This window comes from Saccharopolyspora sp. 6M (genome assembly GCF_020176775.1).
Lineage (GTDB): Bacteria > Actinomycetota > Actinomycetes > Mycobacteriales > Pseudonocardiaceae > Saccharopolyspora_C > Saccharopolyspora_C gregorii.
In genome coordinates this window covers 1-21,993 of record NZ_JAIUJZ010000116.1, presented here as the reverse complement: position 1 = coordinate 21,993, position 21,993 = coordinate 1, and the positions used below count along the sequence as shown (strand labels likewise).

At 73.2% G+C, this 21,993-nt stretch carries 18 protein-coding genes; 1 reads left to right on the top strand and 17 read right to left on the bottom strand.

Annotated features, from left to right (window positions below; translation table 11 throughout):
* Positions 1-130: 130 nt before the first annotated feature.
* A complete protein-coding gene (gene ftsZ / locus LCD31_RS16865; protein WP_224959325.1) occupies positions 131-1,495 on the bottom strand; it encodes a cell division protein FtsZ in 1,365 nt (454 codons plus the stop codon).
* A gap of 442 nt (positions 1,496-1,937) precedes the next feature.
* Between ftsZ and LCD31_RS16860 the strand changes: the two genes are divergently transcribed.
* Positions 1,938-2,846: an SDR family oxidoreductase gene (locus tag LCD31_RS16860; protein ID WP_224959323.1), complete on the top strand. Its 909-nt coding sequence runs from the start codon at positions 1,938-1,940 to the stop codon at positions 2,844-2,846.
* Here the strand turns inward: LCD31_RS16860 and LCD31_RS16855 are convergent.
* From LCD31_RS16855 to LCD31_RS16780, 16 genes are all read right to left on the bottom strand, one after another.
* On the bottom strand, positions 2,789-3,814 hold the full coding sequence (locus LCD31_RS16855) for a YafY family protein (protein WP_224959322.1): 1,026 nt from the start codon (positions 3,812-3,814) through the stop codon (positions 2,789-2,791). The two genes, LCD31_RS16860 and LCD31_RS16855, sit on opposite strands and share 58 nt — an antisense overlap.
* Positions 3,815-3,869: 55 nt before the next feature.
* A complete protein-coding gene (locus LCD31_RS16850; RefSeq protein WP_224959321.1) occupies positions 3,870-4,673 on the bottom strand; it encodes a carbohydrate ABC transporter permease in 804 nt (267 codons plus the stop codon).
* The gene (locus tag LCD31_RS16845) at positions 4,666-5,550 is read right to left on the bottom strand and encodes a carbohydrate ABC transporter permease (RefSeq protein ID WP_224959320.1); all 885 of its coding nucleotides are present in this window, start codon (positions 5,548-5,550) and stop codon (positions 4,666-4,668) included. Before LCD31_RS16845 ends, LCD31_RS16850 begins: the two co-directional genes overlap by 8 nt.
* On the bottom strand, positions 5,547-6,872 hold the full coding sequence (locus LCD31_RS16840) for a sugar ABC transporter substrate-binding protein (RefSeq protein WP_224959319.1): 1,326 nt from the start codon (positions 6,870-6,872) through the stop codon (positions 5,547-5,549). Before LCD31_RS16840 ends, LCD31_RS16845 begins: the two co-directional genes overlap by 4 nt.
* An 84-nt stretch (positions 6,873-6,956) precedes the next feature.
* Positions 6,957-7,769 carry an ESX secretion-associated protein EspG gene (locus tag LCD31_RS16835; protein ID WP_224959318.1) on the bottom strand — a complete coding sequence of 271 codons (813 nt, stop codon included), beginning with the start codon at positions 7,767-7,769 and terminating at the stop codon, positions 6,957-6,959.
* 205 nt (positions 7,770-7,974) lie between these two features.
* Positions 7,975-9,372, bottom strand: a complete 1,398-nt coding sequence (locus LCD31_RS16830; RefSeq protein ID WP_224959317.1) for a PPE domain-containing protein — start codon at positions 9,370-9,372, stop codon at positions 7,975-7,977.
* 41 nt (positions 9,373-9,413) lie between these two features.
* On the bottom strand, positions 9,414-9,932 hold the full coding sequence (locus tag LCD31_RS16825) for a DUF3558 family protein (protein WP_224959316.1): 519 nt from the start codon (positions 9,930-9,932) through the stop codon (positions 9,414-9,416).
* On the bottom strand, positions 9,929-10,366 hold the full coding sequence (locus LCD31_RS16820; protein WP_224959315.1) for a hypothetical protein: 438 nt from the start codon (positions 10,364-10,366) through the stop codon (positions 9,929-9,931). The genes LCD31_RS16825 and LCD31_RS16820 overlap by 4 nt, the downstream gene beginning before the upstream one ends.
* A 405-nt stretch (positions 10,367-10,771) precedes the next feature.
* Complete coding sequence (locus LCD31_RS16815; RefSeq protein ID WP_224959314.1) at positions 10,772-11,515, bottom strand: FtsQ-type POTRA domain-containing protein; 744 nt, start codon at positions 11,513-11,515, stop codon at positions 10,772-10,774.
* The gene (gene murC, locus LCD31_RS16810; protein WP_224959313.1) at positions 11,512-12,966 is read right to left on the bottom strand and encodes a UDP-N-acetylmuramate--L-alanine ligase; all 1,455 of its coding nucleotides are present in this window, start codon (positions 12,964-12,966) and stop codon (positions 11,512-11,514) included. The genes LCD31_RS16815 and murC overlap by 4 nt, the downstream gene beginning before the upstream one ends.
* Entirely contained in the window at positions 12,963-14,084 is a 1,122-nt protein-coding gene (gene murG, locus LCD31_RS16805; RefSeq protein WP_224959311.1) for an undecaprenyldiphospho-muramoylpentapeptide beta-N-acetylglucosaminyltransferase, read from the bottom strand. The genes murC and murG overlap by 4 nt, the downstream gene beginning before the upstream one ends.
* Positions 14,081-15,505, bottom strand: coding sequence for a putative lipid II flippase FtsW (ftsW, locus tag LCD31_RS16800; RefSeq protein ID WP_374201664.1), 1,425 nt, complete (start codon positions 15,503-15,505; stop codon positions 14,081-14,083). Before ftsW ends, murG begins: the two co-directional genes overlap by 4 nt.
* 5 nt (positions 15,506-15,510) lie before the next feature.
* Complete coding sequence (gene murD / locus LCD31_RS16795; protein WP_224959308.1) at positions 15,511-16,905, bottom strand: UDP-N-acetylmuramoyl-L-alanine--D-glutamate ligase; 1,395 nt, start codon at positions 16,903-16,905, stop codon at positions 15,511-15,513.
* Between the two features lie 41 nt (positions 16,906-16,946).
* On the bottom strand, positions 16,947-18,023 hold the full coding sequence (mraY, locus tag LCD31_RS16790; RefSeq protein WP_224959306.1) for a phospho-N-acetylmuramoyl-pentapeptide-transferase: 1,077 nt from the start codon (positions 18,021-18,023) through the stop codon (positions 16,947-16,949).
* Entirely contained in the window at positions 18,020-19,534 is a 1,515-nt protein-coding gene (gene murF, locus LCD31_RS16785; protein ID WP_224959304.1) for a UDP-N-acetylmuramoyl-tripeptide--D-alanyl-D-alanine ligase, read from the bottom strand. Before murF ends, mraY begins: the two co-directional genes overlap by 4 nt.
* The gene (locus LCD31_RS16780; protein WP_255623272.1) at positions 19,531-21,228 is read right to left on the bottom strand and encodes a UDP-N-acetylmuramoyl-L-alanyl-D-glutamate--2,6-diaminopimelate ligase; all 1,698 of its coding nucleotides are present in this window, start codon (positions 21,226-21,228) and stop codon (positions 19,531-19,533) included. The genes murF and LCD31_RS16780 overlap by 4 nt, the downstream gene beginning before the upstream one ends.
* Positions 21,229-21,993 lie beyond the last annotated feature (765 nt).

The following is a 21,993-nucleotide window of genomic DNA, read 5'->3' as shown; positions in this document are numbered from 1 at the left end:
CACCACCCCCGACCTCCATGGGGGGGGCCCCGGGGGGGGGGGGGCGCCCCCCCCCCCGGGCCCCCCCCCCCGCGCGCCCCCCGGGACGAAGTCCGTCCCGGTGCCCATTCTGGCCCACGCTCGAAGGCGATCAGCGTCGCATGAACGGAGGAATGTCCACGTCGTCGTCGTTGTCGTCGGAGACCGGCACCGGCCGCGACGGCAGCTGACCGCTCATGCCCTGGGTGCCGGTGTGCGTCGGGTAGCCGCCGCCGGAGCGGGTCGGCACCGAGACGCCGGGCGTGCCGCCCTCGCCGTACGCGGGACGCCGCTCGTAGCTCTGGGCCTGCGGCTCGTAGCTCTGCGGCGGGGTGTACGGCTCGGGCTGCGGGGCCGGAGCGGGCGGTGCCTGCTCCGCGGGGGCCTGCTGCTGCGGCGCGGCGGGCTGCTCGGGAGCGGCCTCGGCCGTGCTGTCGACGACCTGTCCCTCCGTGACCTGACCCGCTTCGCCGCCCGCGACGGCGTCCCTGCCGCCGACCCTGGTCGGCTCCAGCTTCTTGTGGGTCGGCGCACCCGCGTCGAAACCGGCGGCGATCACGGTGACCCGCACCTCGTCGCCGAGCGAGTCGTCGATCACCGTGCCGAAGATGATGTTCGCTTCGGGGTGCGCGGACTCCTGCACCAGCGAGGCCGACTCGTTGATCTCGAACAGGCCGAGGTCGGAGCCGCCCGCGATGGCCAGCAGCACGCCGTGCGCGCCCTCCATCGAGGCCTCCAGCAGCGGCGAGTTGATCGCCTTCTGCGCGGCCTGCACGGCTCTGCCCTCCCCGCGCGCCGAGCCGATGCCCATCAAGGCGCTGCCCGCCCCGGACATGACGCTCTTGACGTCGGCGAAGTCGAGGTTGATCAGACCCGGCGTGGTGATCAGGTCGGTGATGCCCTGCACACCGGAGAGCAGCACCTCGTCCGCGGAGCGGAACGCGTCCATCAGGCTGACCCCGATGTCACCGAGCTGCAGCAGCCGGTCGTTCGGGATCACGATGAGCGTGTCGCAGCAGTCGCGGAGCTCCTTGATGCCCTGCTCCGCCTGGTTCGCCCGGCGCTTGCCCTCGAAGGAGAACGGCCGGGTCACGACGCCGATGGTCAGCGCGCCGAGCTTGCGCGCGACGTCGGCGATCACGGGGGCGCCACCGGTGCCGGTGCCGCCGCCTTCGCCCGCGGTCACGAAGACCATGTCGGCGCCCTTGAGGACCTCTTCGATCTCTTCCTTGTGGTCCTCGGCTGCCTTGTGCCCGACCTCGGGGGCGGCGCCCGCGCCGAGTCCTCGGGTCAGTTCGCGGCCGATGTCCAGCTTCACGTCGGCATCGGACATCAGCAGGGCCTGGGCGTCGGTGTTCACCGCGATGAACTCGACGCCCTTGAGCCCGACCTCGATCATGCGGTTGACGGCGTTGACGCCGCCTCCACCGATGCCGACGACCTTGATCACCGCGAGGTAGTTGTGCGGGGGCGTCATCGGGTCCGCCTTCCTGGTCGTGGCTGAGCGCTCTGCGTTGCTCGGACCGCCGCGGGAGCGGTCACCGTGGGAACCGGACAGTAGTCCGGGGCCGGCACGGGTACCGGTCGACGCCGGAGTGGTCCCGTGCGAGCACAAGATCGAAACGCGGTCAACCCCGTACCCGGTGCGGACCGTAGGCATGCCCGCGTCGCCGCGTCCAGCAGCCACGCCGGGAGTTCTCCCAGGTGTGTCATGCCACCCACGTCGCAGATCCGCCTCGACCGTCGTTCTCGCCTGCACGGTGATCGGCGCTGCGCGATCACCGATGTTCACCGTACCGCGCGGCCGGGCGTGCCGGGCGGCCCACTCGAAAAGAACGGCGCGGAAATCCGGACCGCGGTCGTCCGGATTCGCCGCCAGCATCGGTGGGACGAACCGGAACCGACGGAGGGGCACGACGATGGAACGACCGCTGCGGGGGAAGATCGCGCTGGTCGCGGGCGCGACGCGGGGAGCGGGCCGGGCGATCGCGGTGGAGCTGGGAGCCGCGGGCGCCGCGGTGTACGGCACCGGGCGCACCACGCGGGAGGCGCGCTCCGACTACGACCGGCCCGAGTCCATTGAGGACACCGCGGAGCTGGTGACGGCCGCGGGCGGCGAGGGCGTCGCGGTGCGGGTGGACCACCAGGTCCCGGAGGAGGTCCGGGACCTGGTCGCGCGGATCGAGCGGGAGCGCGGCCGGCTGGACCTGCTGGTCAACGACATGGGCGGCGAGCACCTGATGGACTGGCACAAACCGGTGTGGGAGCACTCGCTGGACCTGGGCCTGCGCAGGCTCCGGACCGGCATCGAAGCGCACCTGATCACCAGCCACTTCGCGCTCGCGCTGCTGTCCCGCACCCCGGGCGGGCTGGTGGTGGAGCTGACCGACGGCACCACCGAGTACAACCGGCGCTACCGCGCGGACTGCGGCGCGTTCTTCGATGTGACGAAGATCGCCGCGAGCCGGTTGGCGTTCGCCCAGTCCGAGGAGCTGCGCCCCCACGGCGGGACCGCGCTCGCGATCACCCCGGGCTGGCTGCGCTCGGAGATGATGCTCGACCACTTCGACGTCACCGAGCAGAACTGGCGCGAGGCAACCGAACCGCACTTCTCGATCTCGGAATCGCCGCACTTCGTCGGCCGCGGGGTCGCGGCGCTGGCGGCGGACCCGGAGGTGTCCCGCTGGGCCGGGCGCACCGTGTCCAGCTTCGAGCTCGCGGAGCACTACGGGTTCACCGACCTGGACGGTTCGCGACCGGATTCGTGGCGCTACATCGCCGAAGTCGTCGAAGCGGGGGCGCCGGAGGACACCACCGGGTACCGCTGATCCGCCGGCCGGTACAGCTCGGTGAGCTCGGCGGCGGTCCGCGCCATCCGCTCGGCCAGCTCCGCCGGGGCCAGCACCTGGACCCGCGCGCCGAGCCCGAGCAGCTGCGCGTGCGCGACCTCCAGGGACTCGACCGGCAGGGTGGTCGTCACCCAGCCCTGCTCGTCGGGTTCCCCGGCCGCGGCGCGCGCGTCCGCCGCTGCCGGGCCGCCGACCTGGCCGTGCAGGGCGGCGAGCGCGTCGGGAGCGATCCGGACGGTGATCTCCGCGCGCAGCAGGGCGCGTTCGAACTCGGCGCCGCGCCGCGCCCAGAACTCCGGCAGCGCGAACTCCGCGTCCCGCTCGAACGGACCGCCCACCTCCACCGATCGGAACCGGTCCACGCGGTACACCAGGAACCGGCCGCCGCAGCGCCCCGCCAGGTACCAGGCACCCGCCTTGAGGACCAGGCCGTGCGGCTCGATCTCGCGGTGCACCTCCCGGTCCCGGCGGCGGTAGGTGGCCCGCACCGCGCGGTCCTGCCACACCGCGTCGGCGAGCTCCGGCAGCAGCGGCGGCGTCTCGGTCTCCCGGAACCAGCCGGGCGCGTCCAGGTGGAAGCGCCGCGCGACCCGGTCCGGCGCGTCCCGGTGCCCCGGCGCGAGCGCGGCGGAGATCTTGCGGCGGGCGCTGCCGACGGCCTCGGTCAGCCCCATCTCGGCCGCCGGGCCGGGAATTCCGGCCAGCAGCAGCGCCTCGGCCTCCGCCCGGTGCAGCCCGGTGAGCCGGGTGCGGTAGCCGCCGAGCAGCCGGTAGCCGCCGTTGCGGCCGCGTTCCGCGTAGATCGGCACGCCCGCCTCCGTCAACGCCTGCACGTCGCGGGCGACGGTGCGTTCGGTGACCTCCAGCTCCGCGGCCAGCTCGGGCCCCGTCGCCGCGCCCCGGTTCTGCAGCAGCAGCACCAACGAGATCAACCGCGCCGCCCGCATCGCTCCCCCTCCGCCGGTGCCGAGGACGCTACGCCCGGCCCCCGACAGAGCCCGGTCACTTCAGCCCGGTGGTCTTCAGCGAGGAGATGAGCTTGCGCTGCCCCAGCAGGAACACCAGCACCGTCGGGATCGCGGCCAGCAGCGCCGCGGCGATCACGTACTGCTGCTTGGAGGCGTACTGCCCCTGCAACGAGGCGATGCCGACCTGCACCACCCGCAACGACTCGTCCTGGGCCACCGCCAGCGGCCACAGGAACGAGTTCCAGTTGGCGAGGAAGAACAGCACCGCCAGCGCGGCCAGCATCGGCCTGCTCAGCGGCAGCACCACGTGCCAGTAGGTGCGCCAGTGCCCGCAGCCGTCCAGCTGCGCCGCGTCCTCCAGCTCCCGCGGCACCCCCAGGTAGAACTGCCGCAGCAGGAAGATGCCGAACGCGTTGAACACGCCCGGCACGATCAGCCCCGCGTACGTGTCGACCATGCCGAGCGTCCGGACCACCAGGAACAGCGGCACCAGGATCACCGGCAGCGAGATCAGCAACGTCGCGATCACCGCGGCGAACGCGATCCCCCGCCCGCGGAAGTGCATCCGCGCCAGGGCGTAGGCGGCCATCGAGTGCACCAGCAACGCCAGCGCCGTCACCACCACCGAGATGAACGCGCTGTTCGCGAGGTAGCGCAGGAACGGCACCTCGGTCAGCACGTACCCCACGTTCTCCAGCGTCAACGCGCTCGGCCAGCCCACCGAGAACAGCTCCGCCGCCGGCCGGAACGCCGCCAGTAGCAGCCACAGCAGCGGCGCGATCGTCACCAGCGCCACCAGGTACGCCAGCAGCGCCCGCCCGCGGATCCCGCTACGCATCGAACCGGCCTCCTCGGGTCGCGGCGAACAGCACCCCGGTGATGGCGCCCAGCAGCAGCACCAGCAGCGCGCAGATCGCCGCCGCGTAGCCGAACCGGCCGAACTGGAACGCCTGCTGGTAGGCGTAGTACACGACGGTGGACGTCGCGTTCGCCGGGCCGCCCGAGGTGGTCACGAAGACCAGGTCGAACGCCTGCAACCCGGCCACCGCGTTCACCGTCGACGTGACCAGGACGAAGAAGCTCGTCGGCCGCAGCATCGGCCAGGTCACGTGCCGGAACCGGTGCCACGCGCCCGCACCGTCCACAGTGGCCGCGTCGTAGAGGTCCCCGGGGATGTCGTTCAACCCGCCGAGGAAGATCAGCATCTGGTAGCCCATCAGGAACCACACGCTGATCAGCACCAACGTGACCAGCGCCAGGTCCGGATCGCCCAGCCACGAGACGCCGTCCAGGCCGAACACCGCGAGCACCCGGCTCACCAGGCCCGTCTTGTCGGTGAGCAAGAACTGCCAGAGCAGCCCGATCACCACCAGGCTCACCGCGTTCGGCAGGAACAGCGCCGCGCGCACCGCCCCCACGCCCGGGAAGTGGTCCCGCACCAGCAGCGCCAGCGCCAGCCCGCACGCGAACACCAGCGGCACGAACAGTCCCGCGTACAGCGCGGTGATGCCGAAGCTGCGCCACAGCAGCCCGTCCCCCGCCATCAACCGGAAGTTGTCCAGCCCCGCCCACCCGACGTTGCCGAAACCGTCCACTTCGAACAATCCGACCACCAGCGCCAGCACCGTCGGCACGGCCACGAACACCAGCAGCCCCACCGCGTCCGGGGCGAGGAAGCCGAGCGCGGACCGGCCGTCGGAACGCCGGGCGCTCATTGGATAGCCGCCCCGTCGTAGCCCGCCAGGAACGTGTCGATCTGCTCGGACGCCGCCCCGGCGGCCTCGGCCGGGTCGGCCCCGTCGAGCTGGCAGGACTGCAGCGCGTCGGAGATCGCGCGGTACACCTCCGGCGGGTAGCGGGGTTCCGGACGCGCCTGCGCCATCACCTGGTCGGCGAACACCCGCATCGGACCGTCGTCGAAGGCGCCCTGGGCTTCGGCGGCGCGGCGCACCGAACGCCGGGGCGGGATCCCCGTCTTCGCCACGGTGTTCCACTGCCGCATCCGCTCCACCCCCGCCGGGTCGGACGAACCGAGCGCCCACGCCACGAACTCGGCCGCGGCCTCCGGGTTGGCGCCGTAGGCGTTCGCGACCATCGCCCAGCTGCCCAGCGCCGTGGTGGCGGTGCCGCCCGGCGGCGCGGGCATCGGCGTGACGCCGTAGCGGAAACCGGGCGCCTGCTCGGCGATCTCGGCGATGCCCCAGATCCCCAGCTGCTGCATCGCGCAGTAGCCCTGCGCCAGGTTCGAGATCGTGTCGTTGCCGCCCTCGCCGCGCACCCGGCGCGGAGCGGCACCGGAGCGGACCGCGTCCTGCCACAGCCGCATCGCCCGGTGCGCGGCCGGCGAGTCGAACGCGCTACGCCGCAGGTCCGGGGTGAACACGTCGCCACCGGCCATCCACAGCCACGGGTACCAGGTGAAGTTCTGGTAGTAGCCCGGGTTCGTCTCGAACAGCATCCCGAACCGGTCCGGGGTGGTCAGGCGCTCCGCCAGGCCCAGCAGCTCGTCCCACGTACCCGGCAGGTCGCCTTCCGCGAGCCCCGCACGCTCGAACGCGTCCTCGCTGTAGAACAGCGCCAGCGGTTCGATCTCCATCGGCAGCCCGTACACCCGGTCGTCGACCAGCCGCGTCGCCAGCACCTCCGGCAGGAAGTCCTCCCGCACGCCCGGTTCGAGGTGCGGGGTGAGGTCGGCCAGCGCGCCTCCGTTGTAGTAGCGCAGGAAATCGCCGGGGCTCAGCAGGAACACGTCCGGACCGGCACCGGCGCTGAACGAGGTCTGCAAGGTCGGCCCGGCCTTGTAGTCCTTGTTCGGCACGTACCGCAGCCGCACCCGCACCTCGTGCGTGGCGTTCCACTCCGCCGCGAGCCTGCTGATCCAGTCGCTCTGGCTCTTGTTCTGCCCGCCCGGCCCGTAGAAGTTCCACAGGCTGATCTCGCCCGGATCCCGCGCCGGCGCGCACCCGGCGGCACCCGCGAGCAGCACCGCACCCGCCCCGAGGGCGGTCCGGCGGCTGATCGCGGGCACGTCGCGCATCTGATTCCCCCAGAAATCGATTGCCGAACGCTATTCCCGGCGATCGAACACGGTCAATGCGCCATTGGTGGGGCGCCGCCGGGGTCAGCGCACCGAGTCGACCAGCGCCTCCAACCGGATGCGGACCTCCCGCACGTCCGCCGGAGTGAGGGCGTGCACCCGTTCGCCCGCGCCGCCCCGCTCCGCGTGATCCAGGTAGCGGCCGTCGGGGGCGGCGTTGTCGAACCAGCGCACCACCGCCGAACGCCGCCGCGCACCGCGCGGATCGCGCGCGGACGCGGCGAACTGTCCCGCCCGCAGGTGCGGGCCGGAACCGATGCTCCGGTACTGCTCGACCAGCCGGTCGCCGCTGCTGCCGCGCACCGGCGCCACGTGCTGCAGGAACCCGGTGGCGAGCTCCTCCGGGCCGGACCGCAGCGAGCTCTCCGGAACCCGCACCCGGCCGCGGGTACCGGGCGGCGCGGGCGGCAGCGTCGCCAGCAGCACCTCCGACAGCGCCGCCCGCTGGTGCAGCTCCACGGTCAGCGCCCCGCCGTACCGCGCGCCCTCCCCCGGTTCCTGCACGCCGAGCACCACCCGATCGCGGCCGGTGAGCGCGGCCACCGAGCGCCACGCGGCCTCACCGCCGAACTCCGGGCACCACAACGAGTCGACCCACAGCTGCGGCCCCGCGAGCACCCGCAGCGCCTCGGCCAGCTCCGCCGGTGCGTCGTCGTCCACCAGGAGCCCGGCCCGGTGCATCGCGGGGGCCTCACGGCGCGCCAGCTCGCGAAGCTGCCGCCGCGTGCGCCCGTACGCCGGGGCCTCCAGCGGTAGCGCGAGATCATCCACCGCCAGGTAACGGCGCAACAAGTACAGGTGCAGCGGGTGCAACCGCCACCGACCCACCAGCACCATCTCGTTCCCCCTAGGCACGATCCTCGAAAACTCCCTTCCCCACGACCGCCGTCCTGTCCGCTGTGCAGCGATCCCGTGCGCAGCTCGGCCACCCGCGAGTTCGCAGCGGATTCTTGCGAGGACGGCGTTCTCCCGCCGGTGACGACGAATCCCGCAGCGAGAACGCCGTCGAGGGCCGCCCGCCCCCGCAGCGACGCGGGGGCGCTCACTCGCCGAAGACCGGTGGGGCGGTCTTCGGCATGCCCTCCATCCAGACGTCGTCCTGCTCCTCCAGCCAGCCGGGGCGCTCGTGTTGGTAGTCCTCGCCGCCTTCGCCGCGGCGGGCCGCGCCCGCGCCACCTGCGCCGCCGCGCGCACCGCCGGTGACGGCCGGTCCGCCGGCCGGGACCCCACGGGCGCCCGCTCCGGAACCGGCTCCGACGCCCGCCCGTCCGCCCGGGCCCGGCTGGTCACCGGCGCCGCCCGCCCGGGCTCCAGGAGTTCTGCCGGTTCCGCGACCTCCCGCACCGCGCCCGCCGGGGGCCGGACCGCCGCCTCGGCCGCCACCTGCGCCGCCCGGGACGCCGCCGGGCAGCGGGACCGGGCCGGGCAGGACCGGCGGCGGGACGCGCTGCCCGCCGGGCGGTACTCGTTCCGGGGTACCGTCGGGGCGCTGGTTCGGAACCCACGACGGATCGGACCCCGCCGGGCCGTCCGGGCTCCCGGTGCCGCCGCCGCGGTCGTGGCCGGTCGGATCGACACCGGTCCGGTCAGCACCAGCACGATCCGCGCTGGAACGATCACCGCCACCCCGACCGCGGCCCTGCGGCTCCACCGGCGGTGGCGGCGGCTCGACCGGCGGAGGCTCCTCGGGCGGAGGCGGCGGCAGCGGTGCGCCGTCCAGGTCCGGGTAGACCGGCACCGTCCGATCCACGTCGAGGTACGTCGGGGTGAGGACGCGCTGCATCGTCTCCTGCGCCGCCCGCTCGGCCTCCTGGCGCTCGCGCATCTGCGCCAGGGCGTCCACGCCGCCGCCGACGAACCCGCCGGGAATGCCCGCGGCCAAGGTGCGGCCGATGCTGTAGTCCTGCGGTTTCGGCACCATCGCCTTCACCTGGCCCGCCGCCGAACCCGCCTGCTCGACCTTGTTCCCGGTCAGCTGGAACGCCGCACCGCTGTCGGACATCCACTGCACGAGCGGTTCGGCGGAAGCCGTCGCGACGTCCGCCGCCTCGCCCTCCCAGCCGCCCGCGATGGCGGCGCCCGCATCGCGGTGCAGGTCCGGGCCGATCTCCGCGAGGGTGGTGCCGATCCGGCGCCACGCTTCCGCGACCTCCTGCGCCTTCGCCGGGTCCAGGGAGCGCTCGTTCGTCTCGTACAGCTCGTGGTGGCTGTAGGACTGCCAGTTCTCCCGCTCGGTGATCGACGGCGGGTCGAACTCGCCGCCCGCGTGCAGCTCTTCGTTGCGGTCGGCCAGCACGTCGCGTCGCCGTTCCCCGGACTGCTCGGCCGCCTCCGCGCGTTCCCGCGCCTCGCGTTGCGCCGCCGTCTCGTAGCCCAGCCAGGACGCCCCGGCGTCGTGCGCCGTCTCCGCGACGCGCTCCGCCCACTCCCCGAATCCCATGTGGTCCCCAGTTCACCTCACCCGGACATCCGAGCCGTTCGTCAGCGCGGCACTCTCGGTGCGATCAGTTCGGCGAGCCGCCAGGATTCGGCGCACCGGTCACGGCCCCCGTCGTTGAGCTCGGACGCGGTCACGATGAGCACGCCGCCACCGGCGTCGAACAGGGTGGTGCACACCCGCGCTTTGGTGGATCCGGTGCCGATCGCGTTCGCGGCCGCTCGGCCCTGCAGTTCGCGGTGCTCGTACCGCGCCCATTCGGCCTGCGTCTCGTACTTGGCGACGCTCATCTCCTGGTTCTTGAAGACGCTGTAGCCGAACGGGTCACCGTCGAAGTCACATCCCGGTTCCCACGAGATGTTGTCGTTCGGGTAACCCGGTACCGATGCGCCGCTCGAGGTGAGTTCCGCGTCCGTGAGCAGCGCGCACGGGTCGACGTCGGCCAGCCCCGTCCCGGGTTTCGGCCGTGCGGCGGGAGTCTCGTCCGCCCTGGAGTTCAGCGCGCAGCCGGAGAGCGCGAGCAGCAGCCCTCCCAGCGCGGCGAGCCTTCGCGTCCGGTTCACCGCTGCTCTCCCCGGGACAGATCGGCCGCGATCGATTCATCGGTGTTCCGGTACTCCTCGGCAGCCCGCCGGAAGAGTTCCGCTTTCTTTCCGAGTTCGTCGCTCAGCCTGGTCAGCAGCCCGGTCGCACCCACCTCGGGATTGATCGCCTTGTCCTGGAACTTCTTCGCCAATTGGATTCCGGTGGCGTATTCACCCAAGCCGGCGACTCGTTCGAGCGCGACGACGTTGCGCTGGAGTCGGTTCAACCGATGCTGCGCCTTCTCATAAGCCTGCGCCGCCTTCTCCGCCGCTTCCGGGTCGATCTTGAGCCGACCGGACGCCACTTGCGCGCGGAGCTGCTCGTTCTGGGCCGAGATTCCGGCCAGCTGCGCGGAAACGGCCTCCAGCGAGCCACCACCACCGCCTCGCGCCGGCCCTGCACCGTCGGTCACTTCGCCTCCTCGATCCGATCTGATCGGATGGGGAAACGTTATCGATCCGGCCGGTCAATTCGGTCGAATTGAATGGCCGTCACGCGTTTTTCCACCTGAAAGTCGGACAGCGGACACGGAGCGTGCTCGGCAAAGTTGCCGAAGATGATATTCCTGTTGTCTTATTCCGCGATCACTCGAATTCCAGGCGTGCGCACGACCACATCGCGAGGGAAATCCGCGATCGGACGGATTCGCTCTTCCCAATGGTCGACCGCCATTAGAGTGATCACCGCACCCGGATGGCCGTCATCGACTCCACCTTCGCCGGACGACGGCGAACCCGCCGAACGACCTGTCCCGGCGAAGGCACGCCCGGCACCGCCGCACCCGACCCATCACGGCGCCACCCCGACAGCCGGGCGATCACGCCACGGTCGGCAGATCCGGGCTCGTCACGTCGTAGACCTGCCCGGAGCGGGTCAGCAGCGGCACCAGGATCGCGGCCTTCCGGTCCGCGGCCGTGCTCTCGCCCCAGTGCACCTGCCTGCCCCCCGCCAGCACCAGGAACAGGTTCTGCGGCCGTTCGGCGCGGACCTCGGTGACCTGCGCCCGCAGGTCGGCGGGCAGCGCGGTGAGCGCGATCATCGCGGTCCGCACGCCGTCGGCCCGGTCGTCGCCGAGCCGCAGCTGGGCGAGCCCGGCGGGCGGGTGGGGCACGGTGCGGAACGGCACGCCCGCCGCGTCGATCAACCGCACCCCGCTCTCACCAGGTCCGTCGGCGGGCACGTAGGCCACGGCGACGCGTTCGGTGATCTCCAGCCGCACCGTGGAGGGCCACTGCAGGTGGACTTCCGAATCGGCGATCTCCGGGACCGCGCCCAGCCGGGACCGGATGGCCTCGGAGTCGACCTGCAGCATCGGGTTGCCGAGCTCGACGCCCGCCGTGTCCAGCACGGTCCGCTCCGGCACGGCGGCGAGCCCGTCGACCTGCACGGACCGCACGCCGAGGATCGGGCTGTAGTAGAGGGCGAGCACCAGGACGGTCACCACGGACATCGCCACCGGCAGCAGCCAGCGGCGCGGGGATCGCTGGATCCCGCCGCGCACCGGCCGGCCGCGAGTGCTGCGCACCCCCGGCCGGTTCGACGACCGCCCTGCCGCGCTCACTCCGCCGCACCTCCGGTACCCGCGGCCCGTTCGAGCTCTCCGAGGATCTCCGGCCCGAGCATGGTGACGTCACCGGCGCCCATGGTGAGCACCAGGTCCCCCGGCGCGGCGAGCCCGGCCACGAGCGGTGCCGCGTCGGTCAGCGACGGCTCGAAGCGCACCCGGTCCGCCGATCCCGGGATCTGGTCGGCGATGAGCGCCCCGGTGACGCCGGGCTGCGGGTCCTCCCGCGCGCCGTAGACGTCGAGCACCACGATCTCGTCGGCGAGCCCCAGCGCGGTGGCGAATTCGGCGGCGAACGCGGCCGTGCGGGAGAACAGGTGCGGCTGGAACACCACGATGAGCCTGCCGTCGCCGACCACGGGCCGGGCCGCGCGCAGCTGCGCGTCGACCTCGGTGGGGTGGTGGGCGTAGTCGTCGTAGACGAGCACCCCGCCGGCCTGGCCCTTGAACTCGAAGCGGCGGCGCACGCCGCCGAACGCGGCGAGCCCGTCGAGCAGTTCGTCCAGCGGTGCCCCGAGTTCCAGCCCGGCGAGCAGCGCGGCGACGGCGTTGCCCGCCATGTGCTCGCCCGGCACCGAGACCTGCACGTCGATCCGCTGCCCGTCGAGCTCGACGACGGCGACACCGGCCCCGTGCTCGGGCCGGTAGTCGACGATGCGCGCGTCGCCGGGCCCGCCCGCCGTGTGCCCGTAGCGGCGGACGCGGAGCCCGCCGGCGGCGGCCTGCCCGGCGAGCCGGGCGGATCCGGGGTCGTCGGCGTTGACGATGAGCACGCCGCCCGGCTCGATGCGGCGGACGAACTCGTCGAAGACCTCGGTGTAGGCCTCGGGGGTGCCGTGGTGGTCGAGGTGGTCGGGTTCGACGTTGGTGACGACGGCGACCGAGGGCGCGAACACGAGGAACGATCCGTCGCTCTCGTCGGCCTCGGCGACGAACACGCCGCCCTCGCCGTGGTGCGCGTTGGCGCCGGACTCGTTGAGGTCGCCGCCGATGGCGAACGACGGGTCGAGCCGGCAGTGCTGCAGCGCGACGGTGAGCATCGAGGTCGTCGAGGTCTTGCCGTGCGTGCCCGCGACGCAGGCGACCCGGTGCTCGGCCATGAGCGCGGCGAGCGCTTCGGCGCGGCGCAGCACGGCGACGCCGCGGCGCTGGGCCTCGACGAGTTCCGGGTTGTCCGGCCGGATCGCGGTGGACACCACGATGGCGGTGGGGTCCTGGTCGAGCTGGTCGAGGTTCTCGCCGCGGTGCCCGAGCGCGACGTGCGCGCCTTGGGCGCGCAGGGCGAGCACGGTGCGGGAGTCGCGGGCATCGGAACCGGAGACCTGCCGGTCGCGGGCGAGCAGGATGCGGGCGATGCCGCTCATGCCCGCGCCGCCGATGCCGACGAGGTGGACGCGGGACAGCAGGTCGTCGGTGCCGCTGCGTTCCGCGGTCTGCGCTTCGGTCACCGGCCCGCCACCTCCACCACGATCCGGGCCAGCACCTGGTCGGCTTCCCGGTGTCCGGTTCCCAGCGTGGCACGGCTCATCATGTGCAGCCGTTGCGGGTCGCGGCCGAGGGGCAGGACCTCGTTGATGACCTTGTCCGGCGTCATGTCCTCGTCGGCGACGAGCAGGGCACCGCCCGCGGAGACGACGGGCTGCGCGTTGAGGGCCTGCTCGCCGTTGCCGTGCGGCAGCGGGACGAACACGGCGGGCAGCCCGACGGCGGACACCTCGGCGACGGTCATGGCGCCGGAGCGGCAGACCACGAGGTCGGCGGCGGCGTAGGCGAGGTCCATCCGCTCCAGGTACGGCACCGCGTTGTAGACGGGGGCGCCGGGGACCTGCTGCACGGCGAGGGTGTTCTTCGGCCCGTGCGCGTGCAGCACGCCGATGCCCGCGCGCCCGAGCGCCTGCGCGGCCCCGGAGAACGCGGTGTTGAGCGTCTGGGCGCCTTGCGATCCGCCGAACACGAGGATGGTCGGCGCGTGCGGGTGCAGCCCGAAGAACTGCCGGGCCTGCATGCGCAGCGCGGCGCGGTCGAGGCTGGTGATGGATTCGCGCAGCGGGATGCCGATGGGCCGGGCCCCGGCGAGCCCGCTGTCGGGGGTGGCGGCGAGGACGCGCTCGGCGAACCGGGCGCCGACCTTGTTCGCCATGCCCGCCCGGGCGTTGGCCTCGTGCACGACGATGGGGGTGCGCCCGCGCGCGGCGAGGTAGGCGGGCAGCGACACGTAGCCGCCGAACCCGACGACGACGTCGGCTTGGACGCGTTCGAGCACGTCCTTGGTCTTGCGCACCGAGTCGCGCACCTTCAGCGGCAGCCGCAGCAGTTCGGTGCTGGGCTTGCGCGGCATCGGCACCGGCGGCACCAGTTCCAGCGGGTAGCCGCGTGCGGGCACCAGCCGGTTCTCCAGTCCGCGTTCGGTGCCGAGCGCGGTGATGCGCGCGTCCGGGCGCATCCTGCGTACGGCGTCGGCCAGGGCGAGGGCCGGCTCGATGTGTCCGGCGGTGCCGCCGCCTGCGACGACGACCGACAGGCCGCGCCGGGCGGGGTGTCCGGGGGCCGGGTGCTGCCCGCTCAACGGTGTCCTCCTCGTGTCTGTGCCCGGGATCCGGTCTTGCCGCGGGCCGCGGTGCGGTTCCGCGCGTCCGGTGATCCCCGGCGGGTCGGCTGGGCCCCTGCGCTGCGCGCTCCGGGGCGGCTGGTGGGCGCGGTGCGCGCCGGGCGGCGTTTCGCCGGTGGGCGGTAGGGCTCGGGCGTGGACAGGCGCAGCAGCTTCCCGACGCGGCCCGGCCCCAGCGACCGTAGCGCGGCGATCGCTTCCGGCTCGTGCCGGGCGAAGTTCGCCAGCAGCCCGAACACCAGCATGCTGGTCACCACGGACGAGCCGCCGGAGGAGATCAGCGGCAGCGGCAGCCCGGTGATGGGCAGCAGGCCGACGACGTAGCCGACGTTGATCGCGGCCTGCCCGACGAGCCAGGCGGTGAGGGTCGCGGAGACGAGCCTGATCCACGGGTCGGTGTTGCGGGCGGCGATGCGCATCCCGACGTAGGCGGTGGTGCCGAACAGGACGAGCACGATGACGCAGCCGACGAACCCGAGCTCCTCGCCGATGACGGCGAAGATGAAGTCGTTGTGCGCGTTGGGCAGGTACTGCCACTTCGACCAGCCCTGGCCGAGCCCGCGGCCGAACAGCCCGCCGTCGGCGAGCGCGAACAGCGCCTGCCGGGCGTGGTAGCCGCGGCCGGTGGGATCGGAGGCGGGGTCGAGGAACGTGGTGATCCGGTCCATCCGGTACTGCGCGACCATCGCGAGGACGACGGCGGCGGTGATGGCGCCGAGCACGGAGACGCCGAACAACCGCAGCGGCGCCCCGGCGAACCACATCAGGGCGAGCAGCACGATGAACAGCGTGATGGTGGAGCCGAGGTCGGGCTGCAGCATGACGAGCGCGAACATCAGCATCGCCGCGGGCACCACGGGCACCAGCAGGTGCCGGTACTGGGCGAGCAGCCCGCGCTTGGTGACGAGCACGTGCGCGCCCCACAGCGCGAAGGAGATCTTGGCGAACTCGACGGGCTGGAAGGAGATCCCGCCGAGCACGAACCAGCTCTGCGCGCCGTTGCGGACGCTGCCCAGCGGAGTGAGCACGAGCAGGAGCAGCAGCAGGCAGCCGCCGAAGACGGTGAGGCTGTGCTTGCGCATCTGCCGCACCGGCAGCCGCAGCGCCCCGTAGAACAGCACGAGTCCGGCGCCGCAGTAGATGACCTGCCGGATGAAGATGTCGTAGGAGGACCCGGCGCTGGTGAACGAGTCCACGCTGGACGCCGACAGCACCATGACGAGCCCGAACACGGTGAGCAGGCCGAACACGGCGAGCAGCAGGTGGAACGAGGCGAGCGGCCGGGTGAGCCACGCGGTCAGCGGGGTCGTGATGGCCGCGAGCCCGGTGGGCTTGCGGGTGCGGCGGGGCCGGCGCGCGGTCGCTGCGGAGGTGGTCACCGCGATCACCCGCCGGTGGTGGGGGCGGTGGCGGGCAGCGCCCGCACGGCGTCGGCGAAGGCCCGCCCCCGGTGCGCGTAGTCGGTGAACATGTCCATGGACGCGGCGGCGGGGGCGAGCAGCACCGCGGTGCCGGGTGTGGCGTGCGCGGCGGCCCTGGTGACGGCCTGGGACATGCCCGCATCGTCCCCCGCCGAGACCTGCTCGACGGGCACGTGCGGGGCGTGTCGGGCGAGCGCTTCGGCGAACGCGGCGCGGTCGCGGCCGATGAGCACGACGGCGGCGAGGCGCCCGGCGTTGCGCGCGACGAGTTCGTCGACGTCGGCGCCCTTGAGCAGGCCGCCCGCGATCCACACGACGCGTTCGTGGGCGCGCAGCGCGGCGTCGGCGGCGTGCGGGTTGGTGGCCTTGGAGTCGTCGACCCAGGTGGTGCCGCCGGTTTCGGCGACGACGACGGAGCGGTGCGCGCCGGGTTCGAACGCGCGCAGGCCACGGGCGACGGCGTCGGCGGGGACGCCGTGGGCGCGGGCGAGCGCGGCGGCGGCGAGCGCGTTGGCGAGGTTGTGCGGCCCGCCGGGGTGCACGTCGGCGACGTCGGCGAGCACGTCCCCGGCGGGGTCGTCGGCGAAGGCCCGGTCGAGCAGGGTGCCGTCGGCGATGCCGAGCTGGCCGGGTCCGGGCTCGCCGAGGGTGAAGGACACGGGCCTGCCCGCGCCGGTGGAGAGCCGGGTGGACCACTCGTCGTCGGCGTTGTGCACCGCGACGACGTTGCCCGCGTACACCTTGGCCTTCGCGGCGCCGTAGGCGTCGAGGGTGCCGTGCCAGTCGAGGTGGTCGTCGGCGAGGTTGAGCACGACCCCGGCCTGCGCGGCCAGCGATCGGGACCAGTGCAGCTGGAAGCTGGACAGCTCGACGGCGAGCACCCGGTGCCCGGCACGCACCGCGTCGACGACGGGCAGCCCGACGTTCCCGCAGGCGACGACGTCGAGCCCGGCGGCGCGCAGCACCGATTCGAGCATGGTGACGGTGGTGGTCTTGCCGTTGGTGCCGGTGACGGCGAGCCAGTCGGCGGGTTCGGGCCGCGCCCGGTCGAGCCACCAGGCGAATTCGACCTCGCCGATGATCTCGATGCCCGCGGTGGCGGCGGCGGCCAGCAGCGGCGTGCCGGGCCGCCAGCCGGGACTGGTGACGACGAGGTCGGTCCCGGCGGGCGGTTCGAGCAGTCCGGGCAGGAGCCGACCGCCGCCGGCGCGGACGGAGTCGAGCGCGGCGAGCCGTTCTTCGGACGCGTCGGTGACGGTGACTTCGGCACCGGCCGCCAGCAGCGCTTCGGCGGCCGAGCGGCCGGACACCCCGGCACCCGCGACCAGCACCCGCCGGTCCCGCAACGTTCGGGTCACCGCACTCTCCTCTCCTGCCGGCGGCGTGGCCGCCGGGATCGTCAGCCGCCGTAGAGGCTGAGCCAGTCCGCGTAGAACAGCCCGACGCCGAACAGGCAGCTGATCCCGGCCAGCACCCAGAATCTGATGATCACCGTGGTTTCCGCCCACCCGGCGAGTTCGAAGTGGTGGTGGAACGGTGCCATCCGGAAGAGCCTGCGCCGGGTGCTGCGGAACACGACGATCTGCAGCACGACGGAGAGGGCCTCCACCACGAACAGCCCACCGATGATGATCATCAGCAGTTCGGTGCGGGTGACCATGCTCAGCCCAGCGACGAGACCGCCCAGCGCGAGCGAACCGGTGTCGCCCATGAAGATCTTCGCGGGTGCCGCGTTCCACCACAGGAACCCGATGCACGCCGACATGGCGGCCGCGGCGACGATCGCGATGTCCAGCGGGTCGCGGACCGTGTAGCAGGCGGGCCCGCTGCCGCCCCCGCCCGTGCAGTCGTAGCGCAGCTGCCAGAACGAGATCAGCACGTAGGTGGCCAGCACCATCGCCGCGGTACCGCCCGCGAGCCCGTCCATGCCGTCGGTGAAGTTGACCGCGTTGGACCAGCCGCTGATCGCCACGTACGCGAAGATCACGAACCCGATGGCGCCGAACGACACGATGCTGATGTCGCGGATGAACGACAGGTGCTCGGAAGCGGGGGTGATGCCGTTGTCGTCGGGGAACCGCATCGCGAGGATCGCGAACAGCACGGCGGCGACCAGCTGCCCGACGAGCTTCGCGGTCTTGTTCAGCCCGAGGTTGCGCTGCTTGCGGATCTTGATGAAGTCGTCGAGGAAGCCGACGATGCCCAGCGCGGTGGTGAGCCCCAGCACCAGCAGGCCGGAGACCGTGGGGCCTTCCTCCGCGACGGTGAGGTGGGTGATCAGGTACCCGGCCCACATGGCGACGAGGATCGCCATGCCGCCCATGGTGGGCGTGCCGCGCTTGGCGGCGTGCGACTTCTGCACCTCTTCGCGGATCTCCTGGCCGAAGCCCTGCTTGGAGAAGATCCGTATCAGGTACGGGGTGAACAGGATGGAGATGACCAGCGCCACCGCTGCGGCGACGAGGATGCTCTTCACGCTTGACCCCCGGCTCGTTCGGTGGCGGATCGATCGGTGACCTGCTCGGTCAGCTGTTCGGCGACGCGCCACAGCGCGGCGACCTTGGACGCCTTGGCGAGCACGACGTCACCGGGACGCAGCTCGTCGCGCAGCAGCGCGACGGCGGCATCGACATCCGGCACCAGAACCGACTCCTCTCCCCATGACCCTTCCAGCGAGGCACCCTGGTGCATCGCCCGTGCCTGGTCACCGACCACCACGAGGCGGTCGATGTTGAGCCGGACGGCGAGCCGCCCGATCTCGTCGTGCGCGGCGACCTCGGCATCGCCGAGTTCGCCCATGACTCCGAGCACCGCCCAGGCGCGGCCCGGTTTTCCCCTGGTCATCGAGGCGAGCGTCTTGAGCGCCGCGCGCACCGATTCGGGGTTGGCGTTGTAGGCGTCGTTGATGACGGTGACCCCGCCGGGGGTCTCGGTGACCTCCATGCGCCGCGCGGAGACGCGCCGCACCGAGCCGAGCCGCGCGGCCGCTTCCTCGACGCTCGCGCCGAGCTCCACGGCGATGGCGGCGGCGGTGAGCGCGTTGCCGACGTGGTGCTCGCCGTGCAGCGGCAGCTTCACCCGGGCGGAGCCGGTGGCGGTGACGAGGGTGAATTCGGCGCGCGCCTGCTCGTCGAGCTCGATGTCCTCGGCGCGCACGTCGGCGGCCGGGCTCTGCCCGACCCGGACCACGCGGGCCCGGGTGCGCTCGGCCATCGCGGCGACCAGCGGGTCGTCGGCGTTGAGCACGGCGACCCCGCCGTCGGCGGCGGCGGGCAGCGCTTCGACGAGTTCGCCCTTGGTCTGCGCGACGGCCTCCTGCGAGCCGAACTCGCCGAGGTGCGCGCTGCCGACGTTGAGCACGGCGCCGATCCGCGGCGGGGCGACCTCGCAGAGCGCGGCGATGTGGCCGCGACCGCGGGCGGAGAGCTCCAGCACGAGGTGCCGGGTGTGCTCGTCGGCGCGAAGCGCGGTCCACGGATGCCCGAGCTCGTTGTTGAACGACCCGGGCGGCGCCACGGTCGGGCCCGCCGGTTCGAGGACCTGCGCGATGAGGTCCTTGGTCGAGGTCTTGCCGGACGAACCGGTGACCCCGATGACGGCGAGCTCGGGCAGCCGGTCCACCACCGCGCGCGCCAGCCGCGCGAGGGCGGCGAGCACTGCGGCGCCGCTGCCGTCGACGTCCCCGGCGAGGGCCATGGCCCGGCTCGGGTGGTGTTCGGACAGCTCCGGAACGATCACGGTCGGGATCGGTCCGTCGGCGGTGGGCACTTCGCGCGCGGCGAGCACGCCGGCGGCTCCGTCCGCGACGGCGCGAGCGGCGAAGTCGTGCCCGTCGACGCGCTCGCCAGGGACCGCGACGAACAACCCGCCCGGCCCGATCTTGCGCGAGTCGAATTCGACGGAACCGGTCACGAACTCGGTGCCGTCCGCGTGGTGGAGCCTGCCGCCGACCGCTTCCGCGATGTCAGCCAGGCTGAGCCGGATCACCTTGCCTCCTCGTTGCCGCCCCGGCCACCGGCCGGGGGCGCGGGTTCCCCCGTGTTCTGCGTTCCCCCACTGCCGTCCCCGATCCGGGCGCTGCCGGTGCCGAGCCTGCGCCGCAGCGCCGCCGCCACCTCGTCCCGGTCCGAGAACGGGTGCACGACCCCGGCCACCTCCTGGCCGGTCTCGTGCCCCTTGCCGGCGATCACGACGACGTCCCCGGCCCGGGCTCGGTGCACCGCTTCGGCGATGGCTTCGCGCCGGTCGCCCGCTTCGACGACCTCGCCGCGTTCGCCCTCGGGCACCTCCAGCGCCCCGGCGAGCATGGCGGCGCGGATGTCGGTGGCGTTCTCGCTGCGCGGGTTGTCGTCGGTGACCACCAGCAGGTCGGAGCGGCGCGCGGCCGCCTCGCCCATCAGCGGCCGCTTCGCCACGTCCCGGTCACCGCCGCAGCCGAGCACGACGAGCACCCGGCCGCCCCCGTTGATGACCTGGGCGCGGGCCGCGTCGAGCACCGCGGAGACGGCGCCGGGCTTGTGCGAGTAGTCCACCACGGCGGTGAAGTCCTGCCCGAGGGCGACCCGCTCCATCCGGCCGGGCACGTCCACTTCGGCCAGTCCGCGTTCGATCGCGTCGGCGGGGATCCCGGCGGCGGTGAGCACTCCGGCGGCCAGCAGCGCGTTGGCGATGTTGAACGGCCCCGGCAGCCGCAGCCGCACGTCCAGCGTCCGGTCCGGACCGTGCGCGCGGAAGCGCTGCTCGCCGGTCGGGAACGTCTCGACGTCGGTGGCGGTCCAGCTCGCGTCGCCGGTGGTGGACGCGGTGATCGTGTCCTCGGTGACCAGCCGCCGGCCCCACTCGCCGTCGACGCACACCACTTCGCGTTCGGAGCGGCCGTCGAACAGCAGCGCCTTCGCCTGGAAGTAGTCCTCCAGGTCGCGGTGGAAGTCGAGGTGGTCCTGCGAGAGGTTGGTGAACGCGCCGACGGCGAACCGGGTGCCACCGACGCGGCCGAGCGCGAGGGCGTGGCTGGAGACCTCCATCGGCACGTGCGTGACGCCGTGCTCGACCATGACGGCCAGCAGCGCCTGCAGATCGGGCGCCTCGGGCGTGGTGAAGGCGCTGTCGAGGCGTTCCCCGGCGATGCGGGTCTCGACGGTGCCGACCAGCCCGGTGGTGTGCCCGGCGGCCCGCAGCGCGGACTCCAGCAGGTAGCTGGTGGTGGTCTTCCCGGACGTGCCGGTGACGCCGAGGATGGTGAGCTTCTGCGACGGGTCGCCGTAGATGCGGGCGGCGGCGGAGCCGAGCACGCCGCGCGGGTCGTCGTGCACCAGCAGCGCCACTTCACCGGCCCGCACCCGCGGGTGGTCGAGCAGCGCGACGCGGTCCACGCCGGCCTGGTCGGTGAGCACGGCGGTGGCGCCGGCGGTGAGGGCGTCGGCGGCGAAGTCGGCTCCGTGCACCCGGGTTCCCGGGAGGGCGGCGAACAGATCGCCGGGACGCACGTGCTGAGCTCGCAGGGTCGCTCCGGTCACCACCCCTTCACCAGGGGTGTGACCAGGGATGTCGATGACCCGCGCACCGATCGTCCCGGCGAGCTGGTGGATCTGCACCGGCTCGACCAGAGCGGGTCGAGGCGGGGCTGTCGCGAGCGCGGAAGGCACGTCGCGCAAGGCTACCGGTACCACTTGACGGGTCATGCTCATGGTCACCTCTGCACACACCGCGTTTTCGGACTGGGCCGTTCGGAGCACACCGCGCAGCGGCCCGGCGTCCAGTAGAACGCCTCGCGCGCGAGCGCGTCGGCCCGCGTCCGGCGTCCGGGACCGGTGCCCGCGCGGGTGGCCCCGGTCGCGTGGAACCGCCGTCCGGATGGCGCCGAGGAATCGCGCAGAACCGGGTCCGCGCACCCCGCACCGGTTTCTCCCGGGCCTCCCCGGCGCTCGGCGCGATCCGGCCCGGCGGCGCGGAGACACCGACCCGGGAACGGTCGACCAGGCTCCCTGACCAGCGACGGACCCGGGTTCGGCCGGTCCGCGGCCGTTCCGCGCGACGCCGATCGTGCCGCCTGGAAAATGCGGTCCGGCCCCGGCAGCGCGAGCACCTACTTGCGGCCGGGGCCGTTCGCTGGCGAGCACTGGTCCGTCTCGTGCAACTTCCGCCGGATCGTGGTGCGCACCGGCGGACGTCGTTTAGCGTTCCTACTGCCAGGTCGGTGATTCCGCGGATTTCGGCGGATCGGTGGAAGAACGACTCGGGCGGGGGACGGCTGCGGCCGTGAGCACCGCCGGAGCGGCGACGCAGCGGGTGCCGTCGCCTTCGGTTCTCGACGATCCAACCGGGTCCTGCGGCCCGCGCATCCCGGTCTGAGCCGTCCGGACGTGCACGGGGCGGGGGGGGGGGGGGCCCCGCGGGGGGGGGGGGGGGGGCGCCCCCCCCCCCCCGGGGGGGCCCCCCCCCCCATC